The organism is Streptomyces spongiae (assembly GCF_009377185.1).
Classification (GTDB): domain Bacteria; phylum Actinomycetota; class Actinomycetes; order Streptomycetales; family Streptomycetaceae; genus Streptomyces; species Streptomyces spongiae.
In genome coordinates this window covers 1-19,175 of sequence record NZ_VJZC01000049.1, presented here as the reverse complement: position 1 = coordinate 19,175, position 19,175 = coordinate 1, and the positions used below count along the sequence as shown (strand labels likewise).

At 71.0% G+C, this 19,175-nt stretch carries 17 protein-coding genes; 8 read left to right on the top strand and 9 right to left on the bottom strand.

Annotated features, from left to right (window positions below; genetic code table 11):
• Positions 1–8: 8 nt before the first annotated feature.
• From FNH08_RS10500 to FNH08_RS10485, 4 genes are all read right to left on the bottom strand, one after another.
• Positions 9–2,087 carry a glycosyltransferase gene (locus FNH08_RS10500; protein ID WP_407704351.1) on the bottom strand — a complete coding sequence of 693 codons (2,079 nt, stop codon included), beginning with the start codon at positions 2,085–2,087 and terminating at the stop codon, positions 9–11.
• Positions 2,088–2,352: 265 nt separating this feature from the next.
• The gene (locus tag FNH08_RS10495; protein ID WP_228034028.1) at positions 2,353–2,931 is read right to left on the bottom strand and encodes a hypothetical protein; all 579 of its coding nucleotides are present in this window, start codon (positions 2,929–2,931) and stop codon (positions 2,353–2,355) included.
• A gap of 172 nt (positions 2,932–3,103) precedes the next feature.
• The gene (locus tag FNH08_RS10490; protein ID WP_152771170.1) at positions 3,104–3,295 is read right to left on the bottom strand and encodes a CsbD family protein; all 192 of its coding nucleotides are present in this window, start codon (positions 3,293–3,295) and stop codon (positions 3,104–3,106) included.
• Between the two features lie 115 nt (positions 3,296–3,410).
• Positions 3,411–4,379 (bottom strand): hypothetical protein, encoded by a 969-nt coding sequence (locus tag FNH08_RS10485; protein WP_152771169.1) that lies wholly within the window; start codon positions 4,377–4,379, stop codon positions 3,411–3,413.
• Positions 4,380–4,578: 199 nt separating this feature from the next.
• On the opposite strand from FNH08_RS10485, the gene FNH08_RS10480 reads away from it, so the two are divergent.
• From FNH08_RS10480 to FNH08_RS10455, 5 genes are all read left to right on the top strand, one after another.
• On the top strand, positions 4,579–4,866 hold the full coding sequence (locus tag FNH08_RS10480) for a heavy-metal-associated domain-containing protein (RefSeq protein ID WP_152771168.1): 288 nt from the start codon (positions 4,579–4,581) through the stop codon (positions 4,864–4,866).
• Positions 4,867–4,955: 89 nt separating this feature from the next.
• Positions 4,956–7,229, top strand: coding sequence for a heavy metal translocating P-type ATPase (locus tag FNH08_RS10475; RefSeq protein ID WP_152771167.1), 2,274 nt, complete (start codon positions 4,956–4,958; stop codon positions 7,227–7,229).
• 124 nt (positions 7,230–7,353) lie between these two features.
• Positions 7,354–8,007, top strand: coding sequence for a hypothetical protein (locus FNH08_RS10470; protein ID WP_228034027.1), 654 nt, complete (start codon positions 7,354–7,356; stop codon positions 8,005–8,007).
• 55 nt (positions 8,008–8,062) lie between these two features.
• Complete coding sequence (locus FNH08_RS10465) at positions 8,063–8,806, top strand: DUF1775 domain-containing protein (protein ID WP_152771166.1); 744 nt, start codon at positions 8,063–8,065, stop codon at positions 8,804–8,806.
• A 316-nt stretch (positions 8,807–9,122) separates the two neighbouring features.
• Entirely contained in the window at positions 9,123–9,683 is a 561-nt protein-coding gene (locus tag FNH08_RS10455) for a hemerythrin domain-containing protein (protein WP_152771164.1), read from the top strand.
• 54 nt (positions 9,684–9,737) lie between these two features.
• Here FNH08_RS10455 and FNH08_RS10450 read toward each other — a convergent pair whose 3' ends face one another.
• Entirely contained in the window at positions 9,738–10,271 is a 534-nt protein-coding gene (locus FNH08_RS10450) for a hypothetical protein (RefSeq protein WP_322724173.1), read from the bottom strand.
• Positions 10,272–10,622: 351 nt separating this feature from the next.
• Between FNH08_RS10450 and FNH08_RS10445 the strand changes: the two genes are divergently transcribed.
• Together FNH08_RS10445 and FNH08_RS10440 are read left to right on the top strand one after the other, a co-directional pair.
• On the top strand, positions 10,623–11,228 hold the full coding sequence (locus FNH08_RS10445) for a polysaccharide lyase family 7 protein (protein ID WP_194238451.1): 606 nt from the start codon (positions 10,623–10,625) through the stop codon (positions 11,226–11,228).
• Between the two features lie 179 nt (positions 11,229–11,407).
• The gene (locus tag FNH08_RS10440) at positions 11,408–13,555 is read left to right on the top strand and encodes a glycosyl hydrolase family 95 catalytic domain-containing protein (protein WP_228034029.1); all 2,148 of its coding nucleotides are present in this window, start codon (positions 11,408–11,410) and stop codon (positions 13,553–13,555) included.
• Between the two features lie 69 nt (positions 13,556–13,624).
• Here FNH08_RS10440 and FNH08_RS10435 read toward each other — a convergent pair whose 3' ends face one another.
• From FNH08_RS10435 to FNH08_RS10420, 4 genes are read right to left on the bottom strand one after another with little or no spacing between them, the layout of a single operon-like run.
• Entirely contained in the window at positions 13,625–14,191 is a 567-nt protein-coding gene (locus FNH08_RS10435; RefSeq protein ID WP_228034026.1) for a hypothetical protein, read from the bottom strand.
• A gap of 23 nt (positions 14,192–14,214) precedes the next feature.
• Positions 14,215–15,861, bottom strand: coding sequence for a thiamine pyrophosphate-binding protein (locus FNH08_RS10430; protein WP_322724170.1), 1,647 nt, complete (start codon positions 15,859–15,861; stop codon positions 14,215–14,217).
• Complete coding sequence (locus FNH08_RS10425; RefSeq protein WP_322724168.1) at positions 15,858–16,643, bottom strand: cyclase family protein; 786 nt, start codon at positions 16,641–16,643, stop codon at positions 15,858–15,860. Before FNH08_RS10425 ends, FNH08_RS10430 begins: the two co-directional genes overlap by 4 nt.
• 46 nt (positions 16,644–16,689) lie before the next feature.
• Complete coding sequence (locus FNH08_RS10420; protein WP_152771161.1) at positions 16,690–17,385, bottom strand: TetR/AcrR family transcriptional regulator; 696 nt, start codon at positions 17,383–17,385, stop codon at positions 16,690–16,692.
• 235 nt (positions 17,386–17,620) lie between these two features.
• Here FNH08_RS10420 and FNH08_RS10415 point away from each other — a divergent pair, with 235 nt between their 5' ends.
• Positions 17,621–19,141: an APC family permease gene (locus tag FNH08_RS10415; RefSeq protein ID WP_152771160.1), complete on the top strand. Its 1,521-nt coding sequence runs from the start codon at positions 17,621–17,623 to the stop codon at positions 19,139–19,141.
• The last annotated feature ends 34 nt before the right edge of the window (positions 19,142–19,175 follow it).

The window sequence follows — 19,175 nt, the reverse complement described above, 5'->3', positions numbered from 1 at the left end:
CATCGGGATCACCTCGTCGGCAGGCTCTTATACGGGGCCGCGCCGCCGATCTGTTCAGCGGCCGTGCCGGAACGCTGCATGCGGTGCCATTTCAGCCGGCTGCCGAGCAACAGGGCGACGATGGACTGGATGACGACCAGGTACATCAGCTGCCGGTAGACGAAGAACTGGAACGGCATCGACCACAGGGTCCGCAGCCTCTCTCCGTCGAGCTTCAACGCGTACCGGGCGCTGACCAGTTGGGAGCCCATGAAGCCGAGCCACACGCCGGCCGACAGCCACGGGTCGAGGAACAGCACCCCGTACAGGGCGAACACGTCGATGACCGGGGCGAGCAGCGGCAGGGCGACCTGGAAGAGCCCGATGTACGAGAGTCCGCGCCGCCCGAACCGCCCGGCCACTCCCCCGGCGAGGACGGCACCGCGGTGCTTCCACGCGGCCTGGATCGTGCCGTAGCACCAGCGGTACCGCTGCCGCCACAACTGGCCCAGTGAGGTGGGCACTTCGGTCCACGCCACGGCGGACTCCTCGTAGAGCACCCGCCATCCCGCCCGCCACAGTGCCATCGTCAGGTCGGTGTCCTCGGCGAGGGTGTCCTCGCTGACGCCGCCGACGCTCACCAGTGCGTCTCGGCGGAAGGCTCCGATGGCGCCGGGGACCGTGGTCATGCACTCCAGGACCTCGAACATCCGGCGGTCGAGGTTGAAGCCGAAGACGTACTCCAGGTGCTGCCACTTGGCGAGCAGACCGCGCCGGTTGCCGACCTTGGCGTTGCCGCTGACGGCGCCCACGGCCGGGTGCGCCAGCGGCTGGATGAGCTGCTGGACGGCGTCCGGTTCGAAGACGGTGTCGGCGTCGACCATGACGATGATGTCGTGCCGCGCGAGGGCGAGACCGGTGTTGAGGGCGGCCGCCTTGCCCGCGTTGGCCTGGCGGACCACCTCCACGCGCGGATCCCCGACCCCCTCGGCGAACTCGGCCGTGCGGTCCGTCGATCCGTCGTCGATCACGATGATCTGCAACTGCCGGTGGGTGGAGGCCAGCAGGGACAGCAGGGTGGACTCGATGCCGAGCTCCTCGTTGTACGCGGGCACGAGCACCGTCACCGGTTCGGTCACCTCCCCCCGCCAGGGCGCGCCGGGGCTGGAGCTCTCCAGCCGGCGGACGTGGGCCCGGGCGAAGAGGCCGAGCAGCGCCAGGCGCAGCAGTCCGAGGCCGCCCGCGATCGCCAAGGTCCAGGTCATGGCGGTCACGAAGGCGCGCCCGAGCTTGGTGACCCAGATCAGCGCGGTGCCCTCCCACTGCTCGACGGTGGACGTGGACGCGTACGGGACGAGCCTCGCCCCGGCCGACACGGTCGTGAAGCGGTCGACGTCCGGGTTGTTGAGCAGGTTCCTCGTCTGCTGGAAGGCGAGCGATGTCTGGCTGAACTGCCGGACCAGGCCCTGGGCCGGCTTGCGGGACGACCTGTCGGCGGTGACCAGCACATAACCCCGGCCGGTGGCCTGCTGAGCGGCCTTCCACTCACGACCGCACAGCGTGTCCGGAGTGGTGATCCGCGGCATCCGCAGCAGGTTGGGGCGCAGGCCCGCGGTGCCCGCCAACGCGCTCTGCGTCAGGTCGAGTTCGGCGGAGAAGCGAGCCGATGAGGCCTCGCCCAGGACGGCACCGGTGTAGGTGTTCGAGCCGATCTCGTGGCCCTCGGCGCGGATCCGCCGCACGAGCTCCGGGTAACGCGCCGCCTGGGAGCCGTAGAGGAAGAAGGTGGCGCGCGCGTTGTTCTGCCGCAGCAGGTCGAGCAGCCGCGGTGTCCAGACGGGGTCCGGGCCGCCGTCGAAGGTGAGGGCGACGGTGCGGGCGGGCATCGATGCGGTCTGGACGCCGTTGCCGTTGATGCCGATCACGGGACCGCCGCGTGCCACGGCGTCCGGTGCGGGTGAGGTGCACGGCGACCGTGTCTTCGCGGCGTCCACCTCATGGGTGCTCCAGCCCTCGAAGAGCAGGATCGCGAACATGGCGGGCAGGACGAGGATCAGTAAGAGCCAGTGCCCCCGGGGGTCACGGGACTCTTTGTGGCGGCCCTTCACGGAATGCCGTCCCCCCTCCCGGCCGAGACACCCTGCCGCCCGGAAGCGGCATAGGCCACGACGGCGCCCAGACCCGCGCGAACAAGGTCTCTTCTCGGGGCGTACCTGCCGGACCGCTGTGCTTGACGGAAGGTGCTCGGCTGACTGACGGGACTCGTTTCACGCATGGGGCGCGAGTGTAGTGACAGACCAGCGCTTCCATGGCCACTACAGCGAGCCTCACAGAAACGCGCCGGTCGCCCCAAGCCACCTGGCAGACTTCAGGTCATGAGCCGGCTCCTGTGCCGGTTCGCTCGCGAGTCGGGAAGGTGAAGGTCACCGTGGTCTGCTGGAGGTGAAGCTCCTCCAGAGTCTGAAGCTGCCGCTCGGCACGCTCGAGGAGGTCGTCGCACAGCCGCGGATCGAGCCGGTCCTCGGTGTCGGACAGCCGCCGCAGGGTCTGCCATACGGCGAGCTTTCCCGTCACCCCCATCCGCAGTGCCTCCAGCTCGACCGTCGTGCTGAGGGGCGAGCGGCGTACGACTCTGCCGTTGCTCTTCAGTCGGCCTGCCCTCTCCAGCAGCCAGCCCGCGCAGATCTTGTACCGGCGGACCGGGACGTCCAGTCGTCTCATCAGTTCCTTCAGGATCTCCCGGTCCTGCGCTATCTCCGTGGCGAGGAGGTCCACGGCCGGGGAGAGCGCCGTGCCGCGAGACGCCTTTGCCAGGTGGCGCGCGCGTTCGACACCCGCGGTGGCGCCGGCCAGATGGTCGTTGAGGTAGATGCCCAGCGGGCTCGGGCCGGTGGCCGTGCCGTGTTCCGGGTCGGTACGCGTCGTCGTACCGGAGTTCGGTCGGTGGTTCATCGTGGGTCTCCTTCGCGGGCCGATGCCGTGCCGCCGCCCGAGTACAGCGGAGCTGACGGAGGGTCCGGGGGTGACAGGACGAGGCGAGGTCGAGGCTCAAGGGGTCCCTGGCGGCACGCGGACGTGGTGAGGGGGTTCCCGTGATCACGAGAACCCCCTTACCACGCGGCACTCAGATGCGGTCGGGCTTGCTGGAGCGCCCGGTTTCCTCCATGCGCTCGCGGGCCTTCTCGGCTGCTCTCTTGGCCTCGCCGCGCGCCTGGTCGATTTCGCCCTCGGCCTGCTTCTTGCGGTCGCCCGTGACCTTCCCGGCCATCTCCTTGGCCTTGCCCTTCAACTTGTCCGCGCCGCCTTTGCCGGCCATGGCTCCTCCTGGGGGGGTGAGGTCGCTTGCCCGCCCAACGTATGCCGGAGCACGGCACACCGCCCGTTGAAGCGTCACGGTACGTAGCGGGCCGGCCGAGGACGACTGGTGCTCCTCAGTGTTCGTGACCGGCCGACGGCTCCTCCGCGCTCTCCTCCGTGACCGTCTGCGTTCCGGACGTTCCGGCCCGGACCGTGAACGCCGCGGTGTGGACCTTCCCTTCGTGCTTGAAGTCGAGGAAGAGGCGGTACGTGCCGCCGCTGGGTGCGGTGGCCGTGAACGAGATGCCGGGGCCGGGTTCGGTCGTTCCGTCGCCGGGTTCGCCGTTCGGGTGGACGTGGAGGTAGGCGAGGTCACCGGAGCGCAGGGCGACGAGGTGGCCGTACGCGCCGAGGTAGGGCTGGAGGTCGGTGACGGGCTTGCCGTTCCGGGTGACGTTCAGCTTCAGTTCGCCTGCCGTGCCGGGGCGCAGGCCTCCTTCCAGTTCGACCTCGTAGCCGTGGACCTCGGCGGTCGAGTTCGGGGCCGGCGGATCCTGCGGCTCGTAGCGGCCCGCGGCCGCGAGGTCCGCGCCGAGCGTGAGGTTCTCGGCTCCCTTCTTCGCCGGGGTGAAGTCGGCGAAGACCCGGTAGCCGCCCGCCCGGGGCAGGTCGACGGGCGTGCTCCAGGTGCCGTCGGCAGCCCGGGTGGGGTGGAGGTGGCGGTACGTGGCCAGGTCGCGTGAGGCGAGGACGAGGTGGAGCTCCTTTTCGTGTTCGCGCCGGTAGGAGGTGACCGCGCGGCCGGAGTCGTCCCGGATGACGAAGCGCAGGTCGGTGCGTTGCCCGGCGGTGACGCGCGGGGTCTTCAGGCCGAGGGTGTAGCCGCCTTCCGAGATCTGCAGTCCGCCGGGCGGACTCGCCTCGTGCCCCGCGTGGTCGCCGCCTTCCTCCTGTGCGGGCGAGGGGCCGCTGTGCCTCTGGTCGTGGGCGGCGGGCGCGTCGTCCGCCACGACGGGCTCCACGGCGTTGCCCACGCCGTAGGCGGTGCCGAACGTCGCGGCCAGCGCGGCGGCGAACGCGGTGATCTTCAGCCCGGTGTTCATGGCGGTCTCCTTCGGGGACAGGGGCCTCTCCCTGCCTATGGGGGATGCCTCGATGCACTTCAACATACCCCCATGGGGTATCAAGTCAAGCCGTCCGAACCACTTGCCTCTAATACCCCCGAGGGGTATACAAGAACTCGGCGCGGATACCCCCGCCCCGTATCCACACCCCGATCAGCGGCACCACCAGGAGGAACCCATGTCTTCGTCGTCCTGCTGCTCCACCGATGGCACCTGCTCGACCGGCACCACCGGCGCGACCACGGCCACGGCGGGCGCCAGCACCGTGTACACCGTCTCCGGCATGACCTGCGGCCACTGCAGGGCCACGGTCACCAAGGTCATCGGTGAGCTGGACGGCGTGACCGGTGTCGACGTCGACCTCGGCACCGGCCTCGTCACCGTCACCAGCGCCACCGATCCGGACGACGCGGCGATCGCCGAGGTCGTCGACGAGGCCGGTTACGAGCTGACCGGCCGGGCCTGACTCGTCCGCCCCGCACGCCCGTATCCCCCGCACCGCCGGGACCCGGACGTCCCCGGGTCCCGGCCACCCGTCCCGCACGAGGAGCAGCCATGACCACCACCACGACCGGCCCCACCGCCGAGGTAGAACTCGCCATCGGAGGCATGACCTGCGCCTCCTGCGCGGCGCGCATAGAGAAGAAGCTGAACCGCATGGACGGCGTCACCGCCACCGTCAACTACGCCACCGAGAAGGCCAAGGTCAGTTACGCCGGTGACGTGGCCGTCCAGGACCTGATCGCCACCGTCGAGGCGACCGGATACACCGCGCGGGAGCCCGCACCACCCGCACCGCCCGAGTCCGAGGGCGGGGACGACACGGCCGGGGCGTACGACGAACTGCGGCCGCTGCGGCAGCGGTTGGTCACGGCGGTGACGCTGGCCGTGCCCGTCGTGGCGATGGCCATGATCCCGGCCCTGCAGTTCGAGTACTGGCAGTGGCTGTCCCTGACCTTGGCGGCGCCCGTCGTGACGTACGCGGCCTGGCCCTTCCACCGGGCGGCGTTCACCAACGCGCGGCACGGCGCGGCCACCATGGACACCCTCATCTCGGTCGGCACCTCGGCGGCGTTCCTGTGGTCGCTGTGGGCCCTGTTCCTCGGGACCGCCGGCGAGCCGGGCATGACGCACCCCTTCGAGCTGACCATCGCCCGCGGTGACGGCGCGGGGAACATCTACCTGGAGGCCGCGGCCGGTGTGACCGCGTTCATCCTGGCCGGACGGTACTTCGAGGCCCGCTCCAAGCGGAAGGCGGGCGCGGCCCTGAAGGCGCTGCTGGAGCTGGGTGCGAAGGACGTCACCGTGCTGCGCGCCGACGGCCGCGAACAGACCGTTCCCACCGCCGAGTTGAACGTCGGCGACCGATTCCTCGTACGTCCCGGTGAGAAGATCGCCACCGACGGGACCGTCGTCGAGGGCACGTCGGCCGTGGACGCGTCGATGCTGACCGGCGAATCCGTCCCCGTCGAGGTGGGCGTGGGCGACTTGGTCACCGGTGCCACCATCAACGCGGGCGGCCGTCTCGTCGTCGAGGCCGTCCGGGTCGGCGCCGACACCCAACTCGCCCGGATGGCAAGGCTGGTGGAGGACGCGCAGAACGGGAAGGCCGCCGCGCAGCGGCTCGCGGACCGGATCTCCGCTGTCTTCGTGCCGGTCGTGATCGCCCTCGCCCTGGGCACGCTCGGTTTCTGGCTCGGCAACGGCGCCGGGCTGACGGCCGCCTTCACCGCCGCCGTCGCCGTCCTGATCATCGCGTGCCCGTGCGCACTCGGCCTGGCCACACCGACCGCGCTCATGGTCGGCACCGGACGCGGCGCCCAGCTCGGCATCCTCATCAAGGGCCCGGAGGTCCTGGAATCCACGCGCCGGGTCGACACCATCGTCCTCGACAAGACCGGCACCGTCACCACGGGCCGTATGACCCTGCTGGCCGTGCACACCGCCGGCAACGCCGACGAGGCCGAAGTCCTGCGGCTGGCGGGCGCGTTGGAGCACTCCTCCGAGCACCCGGTCGCCCGCGCCGTCGCCGACGGGGCACTGGCCAAGCTGGGCGCACTGCCCACGCCAGAGGACTTCGCGAACATCCCCGGCCTCGGGGTACAGGGCATCGTGGACGGCCATGCGGTCCTCGTCGGCCGGGAGCGGCTGCTGGCCGAGTGGGCCATGGAACTGCCGGTGGACCTGGAGCGGGCCAAGGCCGAGGCCGAAGCGGCCGGTCGGACGGCCATCGCCGTGGCCTGGGACGGCGAGGCGCGAGCGGTCCTCGAAGTCGCCGACGCGGTGAAGGAGACCAGCCCGGAGGCGATCGAGCGGCTACGGGAGCTGGGCCTGACCCCGATCCTGCTGACCGGCGACAACCGCGCGGTGGCGGAGTCAGTCGCCCGCGAGGTCGGCATCACATCCGAGGACGTCATCGCCGAGGTGCTGCCGCAGGACAAGGTCGACATCGTCAAGCGGCTGCAGGGCGAGGGCCGTTCGGTCGCTATGGTCGGCGACGGCGTCAACGACGCGGCCGCGCTCGCCCAGGCCGATCTGGGCCTGGCCATGGGCACGGGCACGGACGCCGCCATGGAGGCCGGCGACCTGACCCTCGCACGCGGTGACCTGCGCGCCGCGGCCGACGCCATCCGCCTGGCCCGCCGCACCCTCGGCACCATCCGGTCCAACCTGTTCTGGGCGTTCGCCTACAACGTGGCCGCCCTGCCCCTCGCGGCGGCCGGCCTGCTCAACCCGATGATCGCCGGAGCGGCCATGGCCTTCTCCTCGGTCTTCGTCGTCGGCAACTCCCTGCGCCTGCGCTCCTTCCGTCCGGGCAGCACCGCCTGAACCGGCCGCAGCGCTGTCCGGGACAGGTTCGTGGACTCGCGCCCCTGGTGGCGAGGCCCGTCGAATTCGGGACGAGCCCCTCTCAAGCCCCTCTTAAGGGATCTCGCCCCGGTCCGGCCGGAGCATGACCGATGATGGGCGCGTCATGACCATGCTCCTCCGTACGCCGACGCACGCTGCGCCCCTGCCCGTCCTGCGGGCCGCGGTGTTCGCGGTCGTCGGGACGGTGCTGGGGGTGAGCGCCCACCATCTGGTCGCCGACGGACCGGCTCCGTGGCTGCCCGGCGCGGCAGCGGTCGTGGTGCTCTTCGGCGTGGGACTCGCCGGCGCCCGGCGCCCGCGCTCCCTGGCCATGGTGGTGGCGACGTGCGGTACCGCACAGGTCGGGCTGCATCAGTGGCTGACGGCGACCGGGGTCGCGCACCATGCGGCGGCCATGGGCGCGTCCGGGCACGGCCGGCACGGCATGACCCCGCCCGACTCGCTCGCGATGACGGCCGTGCACGCCGCGGCGGCGATCCTCGTCGCCGTCCTGCTGCACCGCGCCGACGTGGCCTGCTGGTTTTTGACCCGTGGTCTGGTGGAGGCCGTCGACTCCGTCCGGGCGCGGATCGCGACGGTCCGGGCCCTGTTGGGTGATCGCCCGGCCGCAGCGGAACCCGGACTCCCGACGCCCGTGCGGGCATGGCTGGAGCGGCCACCGCCCGAGGGCGCGGTGCTCGCGGACGTGGTGGTGCGGAGGGGTCCGCCCCGGGCTGGGCTCACTCTCGTCCACTGACCCTGCCGGAGCGGCTGCCCTGCCGACCGTGCTCCGCCCATGCCTGGAGACACCCATGTCCCGCACCACCCGCCTGTACGGCGGTATCCGCCGTATGACCCTCGCGGCCGCCGTGGCCGCCACCGCCGTCCTGTTCACCGCTGGTCCGGCCGCCGCCCACACGGAGGTCGAGTCCGACGACGCCCAGGCCCTCGCCCAGAACGTCGAGCTCACCTTCAGCGCCGAGTCGGAGTCGGGCACGGCCGGGATCTCCGAGCTGCGCGTGATCCTGCCCAAGGGCATCACACCGAGCGACGTGACCTACGGCGAAGGTCCCAAGGGCTGGAAGCTCACACCGACCAAGGACGGCTTCGCCGTCAAGGGCACGGCGATGAAGGTCGGTGAGGACGTAGAACTCTCCGTCTTCATACGGCAGTTGCCCGACGCGAAGGAGCTGGTGTTCAAGACGTTGCAGACCTACAGCGACGGCAAGGTCGACCGCTGGATCGAACTGGGCGATTCCGAGTCCGAGAGCGAGGGCCACGGCCACGGCAACCCTGCCCCGGTGCTGAAGCTCAAGGCAGCCGCGCCCGGCGCCAAGCCGGTCAGCCCCTCCCCGAGCGAGACGGAGAGCCCGTCCGCCTCCCCGACGCCGAGCGCCGAGAAGGCCGAGCCGTCGTCCTCGCCCGCCGCCCAGGCGACCGAGGACGACGACAGCGGGCTGTCGGCCGGCGCCTGGACTGGCATCGGCGCCGGCGTGGTCGTCGTGGCGGGCGCGGTCGTCTACCTCGTACGGCGTCAGGGCCGCGCCGAGGGGTGAGGGCCGCGCCGACGGGTAAGGGCGGCAGCCGCGCCACGGAGCACCTACGCCGTGGCGCGGTCGGCGCCCGAAGCGTGCCACGGCCCATGCGGTGACCGCGCACTTCCAGCGGTCAGGTCGGGGCCGGCGGCCCGCTCACGGACACCTTCCGGGCCGTCACGCAGCCGCCCCACGCCCTCGTCGACTCCCTTGATCTGCCGTAGGTACCCACCGAGGCGGCGGGGGCTCCCCCCGTTAACCCACCCGGTGCCGGGGCACTCGGGGCCCGTGGCGGACCCGTCCCGGGGCCGCCGCCCCCTGGCTGGAGGTGACAAGCATGGGACACGGAGGAAACGTCATCGACGAGCTGGTGACCGATCACCGTGAGGTCGAGGAGTTCTTCGGCCGGATCGAGGGGCTGCCGCCCGGCGACAAGGACCGCAAGGTGGTCGCCGACCAGGTGACGATCGAGCTGGTCAGGCACTCGGTCGCCGAGGAGGCCTACCTCTACCCGGCGGTGCGGGAGCACGTGGCGAACGGGGACGCCCTGGCCGACAAGGAGATCGACGACCACTCCAAGGCCGAGCAGATCATGAAGGACCTGGAGGGCTGCGACGCCGACGACCCCGAGTTCGACCGACTCATCGGAATGCTGATGAGCGAGATCCGGTCGCACATATCCGACGAGGAGGAGAATCTCTTCCCCCTGCTGCTCGCGGCGTGCCCCGCGGACACCCTCGACACCCTGGGTGACAAGGTCCGACAGACCAAGAAGCTGGCACCGACCCGCCCGCACCCGGCCGCGCCGGACAAGCCTCCGGCGAACAAGCTGCTGGCGCCGGGCGCCGGGCTGGTCGACCGCCTGCGCGACATGCTGACCGGCCGCGGCAGGAGCTGACCGGCACGTTCAGGCACACGCCGCCCCGCCTCGTTCCACCCCGGCCACACCCGCTCAGGCGATGAGCGCCTCTCCCGGCTTCAGGCGGTCGAGGAGCTGGGAGTGGTGGAGTTCGGCCACGGGTGCGAGGAGGTCGGGGTGGCGCAGCAGCGCCGCCGCCTGCCTGTCGCGGTCGTCCGGCGCGACCAGCCGCCGGAACGCGACCGGCGCACCGGCAGCGTGACCGCCCTCGGCGACCGCGGTCACCGCCAGGCCGGCCAGTTCCGGATCGGTGAGCAGACAGGCCGCCCAGCTCGCCACGACCTCGTCCACCCAGGTGCGCCAGGCGTACTCGTCCGGGTCCGCGCCCTCCGCCCCGGCTTCCGCGCCGCCCGTGATCCAGTCCAGCCGGGCGGAGCCACCGGGGCCCGCCATCCCCACCAGCGCGGCATCCATCGGCGTCGGATAGCGCAGCCACGCCGCGACCGTCACGGCCTGCCGCGCCTGTACCTCGCACAGGGCGGCGGCCAGCGCGCCGCCTCCCGAGGGGTAGGCACACGCCAGCCACTGGGTCGTCGCCGCGATGACGGGGGAGAGATCTGCGAGCACTGCCGGGCCGTCCGAGGTACTGCCGGGGAACGAGGGACTGCACAGCACGGTAGCCCGCGGCGCGGGCCGGAACACGTCACCCGCACCTCGTCGGCGACGTGGCCTCGACCACATCACCCTGCACATCGGATCTCTCTCCGACCCGCTCCATGCATTGACGCGCTTTGGCGGCCAGTTCTACGCTGCGCCAGACGATAGATCCGATGAATCGTTCCTGTGATCCGCCCGCTCGACCCCACACCAGCGCGACGCCCCTCAGGAGTGATTGACATGAACCCTTCATATTCAGAGCCGTCCAGACGTGCGGTTCTCGCGGCCGGAGGATTACTCGCCGGGGGCGCCGTCTGGGCGATGACCCCGGGCACGTCCTCCGCGGCCCCCGCCTCACCCACGGACGGCTGGACGAAGACCAGCTTCACCTACAACATGCAGAAGCCGTGGAACCTCGACCTGAGCGACCGTTACACCAACAGCGGCGGCGTGCACCGCATGTGGGTGTACGACACCGACGAGCCCATGTCGCAGGGCAGTTCCACCGACCCGCGCACCGAGATGCGCTGGAAGCAGGAGTACACGTCGGGGCAGCACATGTGGGACGCCGACGTGTACCTCCCGTCAGGCACCAACGGTGCGACCTTCGTGCAGATCCTCCGCGTGATCCACCCCTCGGGCACGCCCGCCACGGACTTCATGCTCAACGCCTACAGCGCGAGCGGCGGCACGGTCCGGGCGTACGACCGCACGGTCCTCAAGACGAACGCCTACAACACGTGGTTCAACGTCAAGCTCGAGCACAACGCCTCCAGCGGCACCGTCAAGGTCTACTTCGACGACGAGCTGGTGCTGACCACCGAGGACCGCGGGCCCGCCACGCGTCACTTCAAGAACGGCGTGTACCACCACGGCGACGGCCGCGCCGAGGCCCGCTTCCGCAACCTCACGTACTGGACGCGGTGAGCGGTGTGGCAACGCATCGAGGAAAGACCCCCAGAAGAACCGTGCTCGGCTCCGTGCTCGGCGGGACGGCGCTCGCCGCCCTGCCCACGGTCGCCGAAGCCGCCCCCGGCGGCGCGGTCCAAGGCGAAGACCTCACGGCCGCCGGTCCCGGCCGCGCTCCCTGGAAGCTCCGCAACCGAATGGACTCCAGCGGTGCCTGGGCCGACTTCCTGCGCCGACAGGACCTGGTCTGGCACAAGCTGCCCACGTTGTGGCACGAAGGGCCGTTCCTGGGTGACGGACGGCTCGGCAGCATGGTGTACCAGGACCCGGACACGAAGGGCATCCGCTTCACCGTCCAGCACGGCGAAGTGCAGGACCACCGCCCCGAGTTCGGCAGCGGCTGGGGCACCTGCCGGTTGCCCGTGGGGCACCTGACCCTCGATCCGGTCGGCACCGTCACCGCGGTCGACTGGCGCCTGAGCCTGTGGAACGCCGAGCTCACCGGCACGGTCACCACGGACAAGGGCTCCCTGTCGCTCGCCGCGTTCATCCATGACGGGTTACTCACCGCACGCGCGACGGCCGACGGCGACGAGGAGGTCCGCTGGACGTTCCACCCCGAGGAGGCGATCAGCCCCCGGAAGATCAGCGAGGCGCCACCGAGCGGATACGTCCCCAACCCGCCGTGGACGACACGCACCACCGGCGACATCGAACAGGTCCTGCAGCCGCTCACCGGCGGCGGCCAGACCGCGACGGCCCACCGCCGCTCCGGAGACCTCCTCCTGCTGAGCGTCGCCCACAGCCATCCCTCCGACACACGGGCCGGCGACACCTCGCTGAAGAAGATCCAGCGGGCCGCCCCGTACCGGACTCTCCGTGACCGCCACACCCGCTGGTGGCACGCGTTCTACCGCAAGAGTTTCGTCTCGATCCCCGACGAGCGACTGCAGAGCTTCCACTGGATCCAGCTCTACAAGGTCGCGTCGGCCAGCCGCGAGGGCGGCCCGGTGATGGCCACGTCGGGGCCGTGGCTGGAGCCCACACCCTGGCCCGCCGTGTGGTGGAACCTCAACGTGCAGCTCGAGTACTGGCTGATCCATGGCTCCAACCACATGGAACTCGACTCGCTGGCCAGTACCCTCCGCCAGAGCCAGGAGCAGCTGATCGCGAACGTGCCCGCCGCCTACCGCTCGGACAGCGCCGGAGTGGGCCGCAGCGCGGACATGTTCATGAACCGCAGCGCCCCCACCCCGGGCAGCGGTGGCGAGTCGGGCAACCTGACGTGGGCCCTCCACAACGCGTGGCTGAGCTACCGGCACACCATGGACGAGTCCCTGCTGCGCGACACGGTGTACCCGCTGCTGCGCCGCACGATCAACTACTACCTGCACTTCCTCCAGCCGGGAGACGACGGCAAACTGCACCTGCCGTCGACGTTGTCCCCGGAGTACCCGGTCGTGCCCCCGAAGGACACCAACTACGACCTGTCCCTGATCCGTTGGGGCTGCGCCACGCTGCTGGAGGCGTCCGAGCGCCTGGGGATCGACGACCCGTTGAAGGCACGCTGGCAGGAGGTTTCGGCCAAGCTCACGCCGTACCCGGTGGACGACAACGGTTTCATGATCGGCGCCGACACCCCGTACGCGCAGTCCCACCGCCACTACTCCCACCTGCTGATGGTCTATCCGCTGTACCTCGTCAACTGGGACCAGCCGGAGCAACGCGAGCTGATCGAGAAGTCGGTCGTCCACTGGCACGCGCTGACCGGCTCCCACCGCGGGTACAGCTACACGGGCGCCGCGTCGCTGTACGCGATGATGGGTCGCGGCGACACCGCCCTGTCGTACCTGAAGAAGTTCTTCGACCCGACGACGCGCTACCCGTGCCGTGCCAACACCCACTACACCGAGGCCGGTCCCGTCATCGAGACTCCGCTGTCGGCCTCGCAGTCCCTGCACGACATGCTCTGCCAGAGCTGGGGCGGTGTCGTACGGGTCTTCCCCGCCGTACCGGACTCCTGGGCCGACGTCACCCTCCACGACTTCCGCACCCAGGGCGCCTTCCTCGTGAGCGCGTCCCGCACGGGCCGGGTCACCCGGTTCATCCGCGTACGGAGCCTGGCGGGGGAGCCTCTCGAACTCCGGCACGGTCTGACCGGCGGCCCGGTGACCGCCGTCCTCGACGACGGCGCCCCTGCCCGCACCCGCCCGACGGACGACGGCACCCTCGCGATCGACCTCCCCAAGGGCCGCGAGGTGCTCCTGTACGCAGGCCGACGCCCCGATCTCGTCATCGCGCCGGTGACGGTGAGCGAGCCGGGCGAGCCCTGGGGGCTGCCGTAACGCGGCGAGCCGCTGCCGTGCTCGGCCCCGGGCCCGGGTGAACTCCCGGGCCCGGTACGCCCTCCGGGCTCAGCGGCGGATCTCCTCCACCTCCGCGAAGCCCTCCGACCGGCTCCACCGAAGCCGCACCAGCCATTCGGTGGAGACCCTGGTGAAGCGCAGGTGCCGCGAGCCCGCCGTGGCCACGACCTTGGTCCAGCCGTCGAAGTCCTTGGTGAGCCTCGTGTCCCACCGCGACAGATCGTCGGTGCCGACCGCGGCGATGGACTCCCTCGGAGGTTCGCCGTCCGAGCAGTAGAGGCCCCAGTCCGCCATGACCGCGACCGTGCCGTCGAACGCCTTGAGTGTGATGCCCTGGCACGGCTCGGACGCCGTCCGGTACACCAACCGCGGCTTGCTCCATGCCTTCGTCCGGGCGTCCTGGTGCTGCTCCAGGAGCCCGCGCCCGGCGGCGTACGAGACGCCCACGCGGCGACCGTCGGCGAGCTCGACCTCCTCGTCGAAGCGAACGTGCGCCGACGAGGCGCTGGTGGCTCCGCCCTCCGCTGCCTTTTCGCTCGGCCCACAGGCCATCACGGACCCCAGCCAGATCACCACTCCGGCGATGACCGGCCACCGGCCGCCGAACATGTCCATGCTCCTCCCCGTCCCTGTCACGCTCAATGTCCGCGAAACGCGTCCTCGAGCCACCAGGCCCCTCGGTCCCCGACCACCTTGGCATCGATGAGCAGGGGCGCGGACCGGGGCCCGGCGACCCAGTCCTCGACAGCCTTCAGGTCCGTCCGCGTACGCACGGTCACCGCCTCGAAGCCGTACCCGCGCGCCACGGCGGCGACATCGGTCGCCGGGAACTCGACCGTGTCGAGCGGATGTCCGTCGGGCCCGAAGTGATGCACCTCGGCTCCATAGGCGTCGTCGTTGTACACGACGACCACCATCGGCAGCCCGAGCCTGCGTACCGTGTCGAGTTCCGCGGCGCCCATCAGCGCGCCGCCGTCCCCGAGCGCGGCCACCGCGAGCCGGTCCGGCCGCGCCAGTGCCGCGCCGATCGCGGTCGCCAGCCCCAGACCGATCGACTGGAACGCCTGGGTGAAGCACAGGCCGTTCTCGTCCGGCACCGACAGGTACATGCTGGGGTAGCCCATGAAGTTGCCGGAGTCCACTCCGATCACCCGCTCCGCGGGGAGGATGTCGTCGAGCGCGATGGTCAGCGTCCGCGGGTCCATCCGTTCGCGCGTGCCGGTGTCCTCATACGGCACGTCCCGCCAGCGCACCCGTGCGGCGATGGCCGCGGCGGTGTCGGCGGTCCGGCAGCCCTGACACCGCGTGTCCCCACCGTAGGTCTCCAGCACGCGCCGCGCCGTGAGTTCGACGTCGCCGGTGACCCCCACATCCACCGTCCGATGCGCCCCGAGTGCCGACGTGTCGTCGTCGACCTGCACCACGGTCGTGCCGGCACCGATCAGGCGGCCGTGCCGCATGGTCCACATGTTCAGTGCGCAGCCCCAGCCCACGATCGTGTCCGCCGCCCCGATGAGCTCCGCCGCCAGGGGCGACGAGAAACCTCCGGACACGTCGAGCGACCACGGGTTGCCGTGGAACAGGCCGCGCGCCACGGCGGAGGTCGCGAGCAGCGCGCCGCAGCGCTCGGCGAGAGCTTCGAGGGCATCGCGGGCGCCGGGCGAGCGGGCGCCCCGCCCAGCCACGAAGACCGGCCGACGCGCCCGCTCCAGCACCCGCGCCAACTCCGCCACGTCCGCCGGCGCCGGTTCGACCGCGGCCCGCTGCGGTGGCGGCGCGATCCGTTCCGTGACACCGCCGGGCACGTCCAGCGCCTGTACGTCCAAGGGCAGGTTGAGCAGTACGGTGCGCCGTTCACGCAGGGCCCGGTGCACCGCGGCGCGGGCCTGCCCCACAGCGTCCTCGGCCGACGTGATCCGTACCGGGAGCGCGCCCACCGCGCGCGCCAGCGCCGCCTGGTCGACGTGGAAGTTGGATCGCGGCTCGGTCACCTCGGCTGCCAGGACGAGGAGCGGCGTCCGGCTCTTGGCCGCCTCGGCGATGCCCGTCATGGCGTTCGTCAGGCCGGGCCCCTGATGGACGCTCACGGCGGCCACGGTGCCGCTCATGCGCGCGTAGGCGTCGGCCATGGTCGCCGCGCCGCCCTCGTGACGTGCGGCGACGTACCGCGAACCCGCCGCGACCATGGCGTTGGTCAGATGGAAGTTGCCCGATCCGACCACCCCGAAGACCTGACCGACCCCGGCGGCGGACAACGCCCGCCCGACGGCCTCCGCGACCTTCACGAGCGCTCCACCAGCGCGAGCACCCGCGCGGGAGACCCTGATCCGGCGACGATGGGCAGCGGTCCCGCGATGACGACGGAGCCGGTCGCGGGCAGCGCCGCCAGGTTCCGCAGCTGGGTCAGCCCGTACTTGTCGCTGCCCATGAGATAGGAGTGGCAGGGGAAGGCGGGGTCGAACGCGAACCCCCGTCCGGCGTCGGTGCCCACGGTCTCCACTCCGAGGCCGATCACCGGCGACTCCTGAGCCACCCAGCGGGCGCAGTCGGGCGACAGGCCAGGGGTGTGCGGGCCGTTCTCGTCCGCGTTCAGGAACTCCTCCTGCGCGTGCGAACGTGCGTCCCAGCCGGTGCGCAGCAACAGCCAACCGCCGTCGGGAAGGGGGCCGTTCACCGCCTCCCATGCCTTGACGTGCTCCACTTCCACAAGGAAGTCCGGGTCCGCCTCCGCCTCGGCGGTGAAGTCCAGTACGGCGGCCGGTGCGATCAGCCGACGCGCGGGCACGGACGCCACGTCGGAGAGGTCCTTCCCGGTCACCCAGTGGTTCGGGGCGTCGAAGTGGGTGCCGGTGTGCTCGCCGCTACGGAAGTTGTTCCAGTACCAGGCCGGTCCCCGGTCGTCGTACCGGCTGATCTCCTGAAGTTCGAACACCGCCGTCTGGCCGAACTCGGGCGGCAGCTGGATGACCGGTGTCGACGAGGACAGCGGCGAGGTGAGGTCGACGACTTCGATCGCCCCACCGCGCAACGCGGACACCAGCGAAGCGAGGACGGACGGCTCGGGCACGATGCCTCCTGGGAAGACGGGAAGACGGGAAGATATGGAACGGAACTCACAGCATCCCCGGGGCGCGCGCCGCCAGGGCCTCCAGCAGGAGGTCGACCGCCTCCTCGAAGGAACTGTCCCCCATGCTGTGCAGCTCCTGGCGCACGGTGGTCAGCGCGGGATACGCCACGGGGTCCAGCCCCTGGTAGACGTCGTGCCACGCCCGGTGGTCGGCTTCGCGCTGCGGTCGCGGGAGTGCCTGGAACGCGGCGTCCATGGCGGCGTGGCTGAGCACGGTGTCGATGAACGTCAGGTACAGGCGCGTCGCGTCGACAGGTGCGAAGCCCGCCGACAGCAGCAGCCCGATCCCGGTCTCCACGGCACGTATCTCGTTCTCCCGCCGGGTCACCCGGTACGAGGCGAAGGCGGCCGCGCGGGGGTGGGCGAGGTATCCGGCGCGCACCCGCAGGGCCATCTCGCGCAGTGAGGCCACCCAGTCGTCCCCGGGGGCGAACCCCGCCATGGCGTCACCGATGATGCGGTCGGCGATGGCGAGCACCAGGTCGTCGGTGCCGTGGAAGTAGCGGTAGAGGGCGCTCGGGTCGCAGCCGATGGCGGTGCCGAGCCGGCGCACGCTGAGCGCCTCCGGGCCGTGCTCGCCGATCAGCCGTAGCGCGGTCTCCACGATCAGGTCCTCCGACAGCAGGACCCCCGAGCGGGTGGGGCGGCGGCGTCTGCGCTCCTGCGGAACACGGGTGGGCATCCGGGGGGCTCCTTTCGCTCCGGACCGCGTACGTCGCCGTACCGCATACGTCTCCGTTTCGCATACGTCTCCGTATCGCGTACTGCTCCGTATCGCGTACCTCTCCGTACCCTGTACCGGCAGTGAAGGGGCCCGCCCGCCTTATGTCAACAGGATTGACGCAAGACGAACGCCCGGTGTTCCATCACAGTCCGCGCGGCTCTTCCCTCGTCCCCCTCTCCGCGAGGAGCCCTCCATGTCGTCCCTGTCTCCCCTGTCTCCCCAGCCGTCCCCGACGGCCCCGCCCGGCGGACTGCGCCGTTCCCTCGGTGTCGTCGACGGCGTCGCCATCGCCGCCTCCAGCACGGCCGCCACCACCAGCATCGCCATCGGCATGGGCACGATCGCCACCATCGTGGGCCTGCAAGCCCCGGCGCTCCTGCTCCTGTCCTTCCTTCCGGTGCTCGGCATCGCCACCGCGTACGCCCGCCTCAACCGCTCGGAACCCAACTGCGGCAACGGCTACACCTGGGTCGGCAAGTCGCTCGGCCCCTGGCCCGGATTCCTGACCGGATGGGTCACCGTCGTCGGCTCGGTCATCTTCTGCGCCTACACCAGCGCGGTCATGGGGTCGGTCGTCCTGATCTTCGCCAACAAGGCCGGTCTGCGCAGTGTGGCGGGCATCGCCCTCGATCCGTCGTCCACCGGGGTCAGTACGGCCGTGGGGCTGGTGCTGCTGCTCGGTCTCACCGCTCTCGCGGTCACCGGGATGCGCGCCACCACCCGTTTCCAGTTCACCCTGCTGGTCTTCGAGTACACCGTGCTGCTGGGGTTCTGCGGCTGGGCCCTGATCACCGGCGACCAGTCCTTCTCGCTCTCCTGGTTCAACCCCTTCGAGATCTCCGACGGCACGACCTTCGCCCAGGGCATGGTCCTCGCGGTGTTCTTCTTCTGGGGCTGGGACGCGGCCTTCAGCGTCAACGAGGAGACCAGAAGCCCGGGCGACTCGGCCCGCGGCGGCCTGATCGCCCTGTTCGCCATGCTCGGGCTGTTCCTCTTCGCCTCGGTCGCCTTCCAACGGGAGATGAGCCTCGCCGAACTCATCAAGAACGGCCCGCAGGCCCTTCCGTACCTCGGTCAGAAGCTGGCCGCCGAACCCTGGGCCACCCTGCCGCTGGTCGCCCTGATGTTCTCGGCGGCGGCCTCCGTGCAGTCCACGCTGATCCCGACGGCGCGCGGGCTGCTCGCGATGGGCCGGGACCGCACGATGGGGCCGGTGTGGACCCGGGTCCACCCGCGGTACGGCACCCCCGCCGCGGGAACCGTCATCGTGCTGTCCATCGCCGCCGTGATCGCCCTGCTGGCCGTCGCCATCCCGCGGCTGAGCGACATGCTGCTGGCCGCCGTCAACGCCATCGGTCTGCTCGTCGCCCTCTACTACGGCCTCACCGCCCTCGCGTGTGCCGTCCGCTTCCGGTCCGCCCGGCACGACGGGCTGCGCACGGCGGTCCTCGCCGTGGGCGTGCCCGCCCTGTCCGGTCTGGTGCTGCTGGGCCTCGGCGGCTATCTCGGATACTCGTACCTGACCATGAGCGACCACTTCGAACTGAGCCCCGACAACGGGTGGTTCATGTTCTCCCTGCCCGCCGTCATCGTGCTCGTCGGCCTGGGGATGGCCGCGGTGGCCAAGTACGTCCGCCGTTCGCCGTACTTCACCACCGGGCGCGGCACCGACGCCGAGGCCATCGCCCTTCCCATGGACCGCACGGCCGTCTGAGCCCACCGCCCTTCCCTGTCCCTCTCCCCCAACC

Excerpts from the sequence above, each read along its gene's own strand:
- FNH08_RS10495 (WP_228034028.1), bottom strand. The coding sequence starts at position 2,931 with ATGAACCACCGACCGAACTCCGGTACGACGACGCGTACCGACCCGGAA.
- FNH08_RS10490 (WP_152771170.1), bottom strand. The coding sequence starts at position 3,295 with ATGGCCGGCAAAGGCGGCGCGGACAAGTTGAAGGGCAAGGCCAAGGAG.
- FNH08_RS10485 (WP_152771169.1), bottom strand. The coding sequence starts at position 4,379 with ATGAACACCGGGCTGAAGATCACCGCGTTCGCCGCCGCGCTGGCCGCG.
- FNH08_RS10480 (WP_152771168.1), top strand. The coding sequence starts at position 4,579 with ATGTCTTCGTCGTCCTGCTGCTCCACCGATGGCACCTGCTCGACCGGC.
- FNH08_RS10475 (WP_152771167.1), top strand. The coding sequence starts at position 4,956 with ATGACCACCACCACGACCGGCCCCACCGCCGAGGTAGAACTCGCCATC.
- FNH08_RS10470 (WP_228034027.1), top strand. The coding sequence starts at position 7,354 with ATGACCGATGATGGGCGCGTCATGACCATGCTCCTCCGTACGCCGACG.
- FNH08_RS10465 (WP_152771166.1), top strand. The coding sequence starts at position 8,063 with ATGTCCCGCACCACCCGCCTGTACGGCGGTATCCGCCGTATGACCCTC.
- FNH08_RS10455 (WP_152771164.1), top strand. The coding sequence starts at position 9,123 with ATGGGACACGGAGGAAACGTCATCGACGAGCTGGTGACCGATCACCGT.
- FNH08_RS10445 (WP_194238451.1), top strand. The coding sequence starts at position 10,623 with ATGACCCCGGGCACGTCCTCCGCGGCCCCCGCCTCACCCACGGACGGC.
- FNH08_RS10440 (WP_228034029.1), top strand. The coding sequence starts at position 11,408 with ATGGACTCCAGCGGTGCCTGGGCCGACTTCCTGCGCCGACAGGACCTG.
- FNH08_RS10435 (WP_228034026.1), bottom strand. The coding sequence starts at position 14,191 with ATGGACATGTTCGGCGGCCGGTGGCCGGTCATCGCCGGAGTGGTGATC.
- FNH08_RS10420 (WP_152771161.1), bottom strand. The coding sequence starts at position 17,385 with ATGCCCACCCGTGTTCCGCAGGAGCGCAGACGCCGCCGCCCCACCCGC.
- FNH08_RS10415 (WP_152771160.1), top strand. The coding sequence starts at position 17,621 with ATGTCGTCCCTGTCTCCCCTGTCTCCCCAGCCGTCCCCGACGGCCCCG.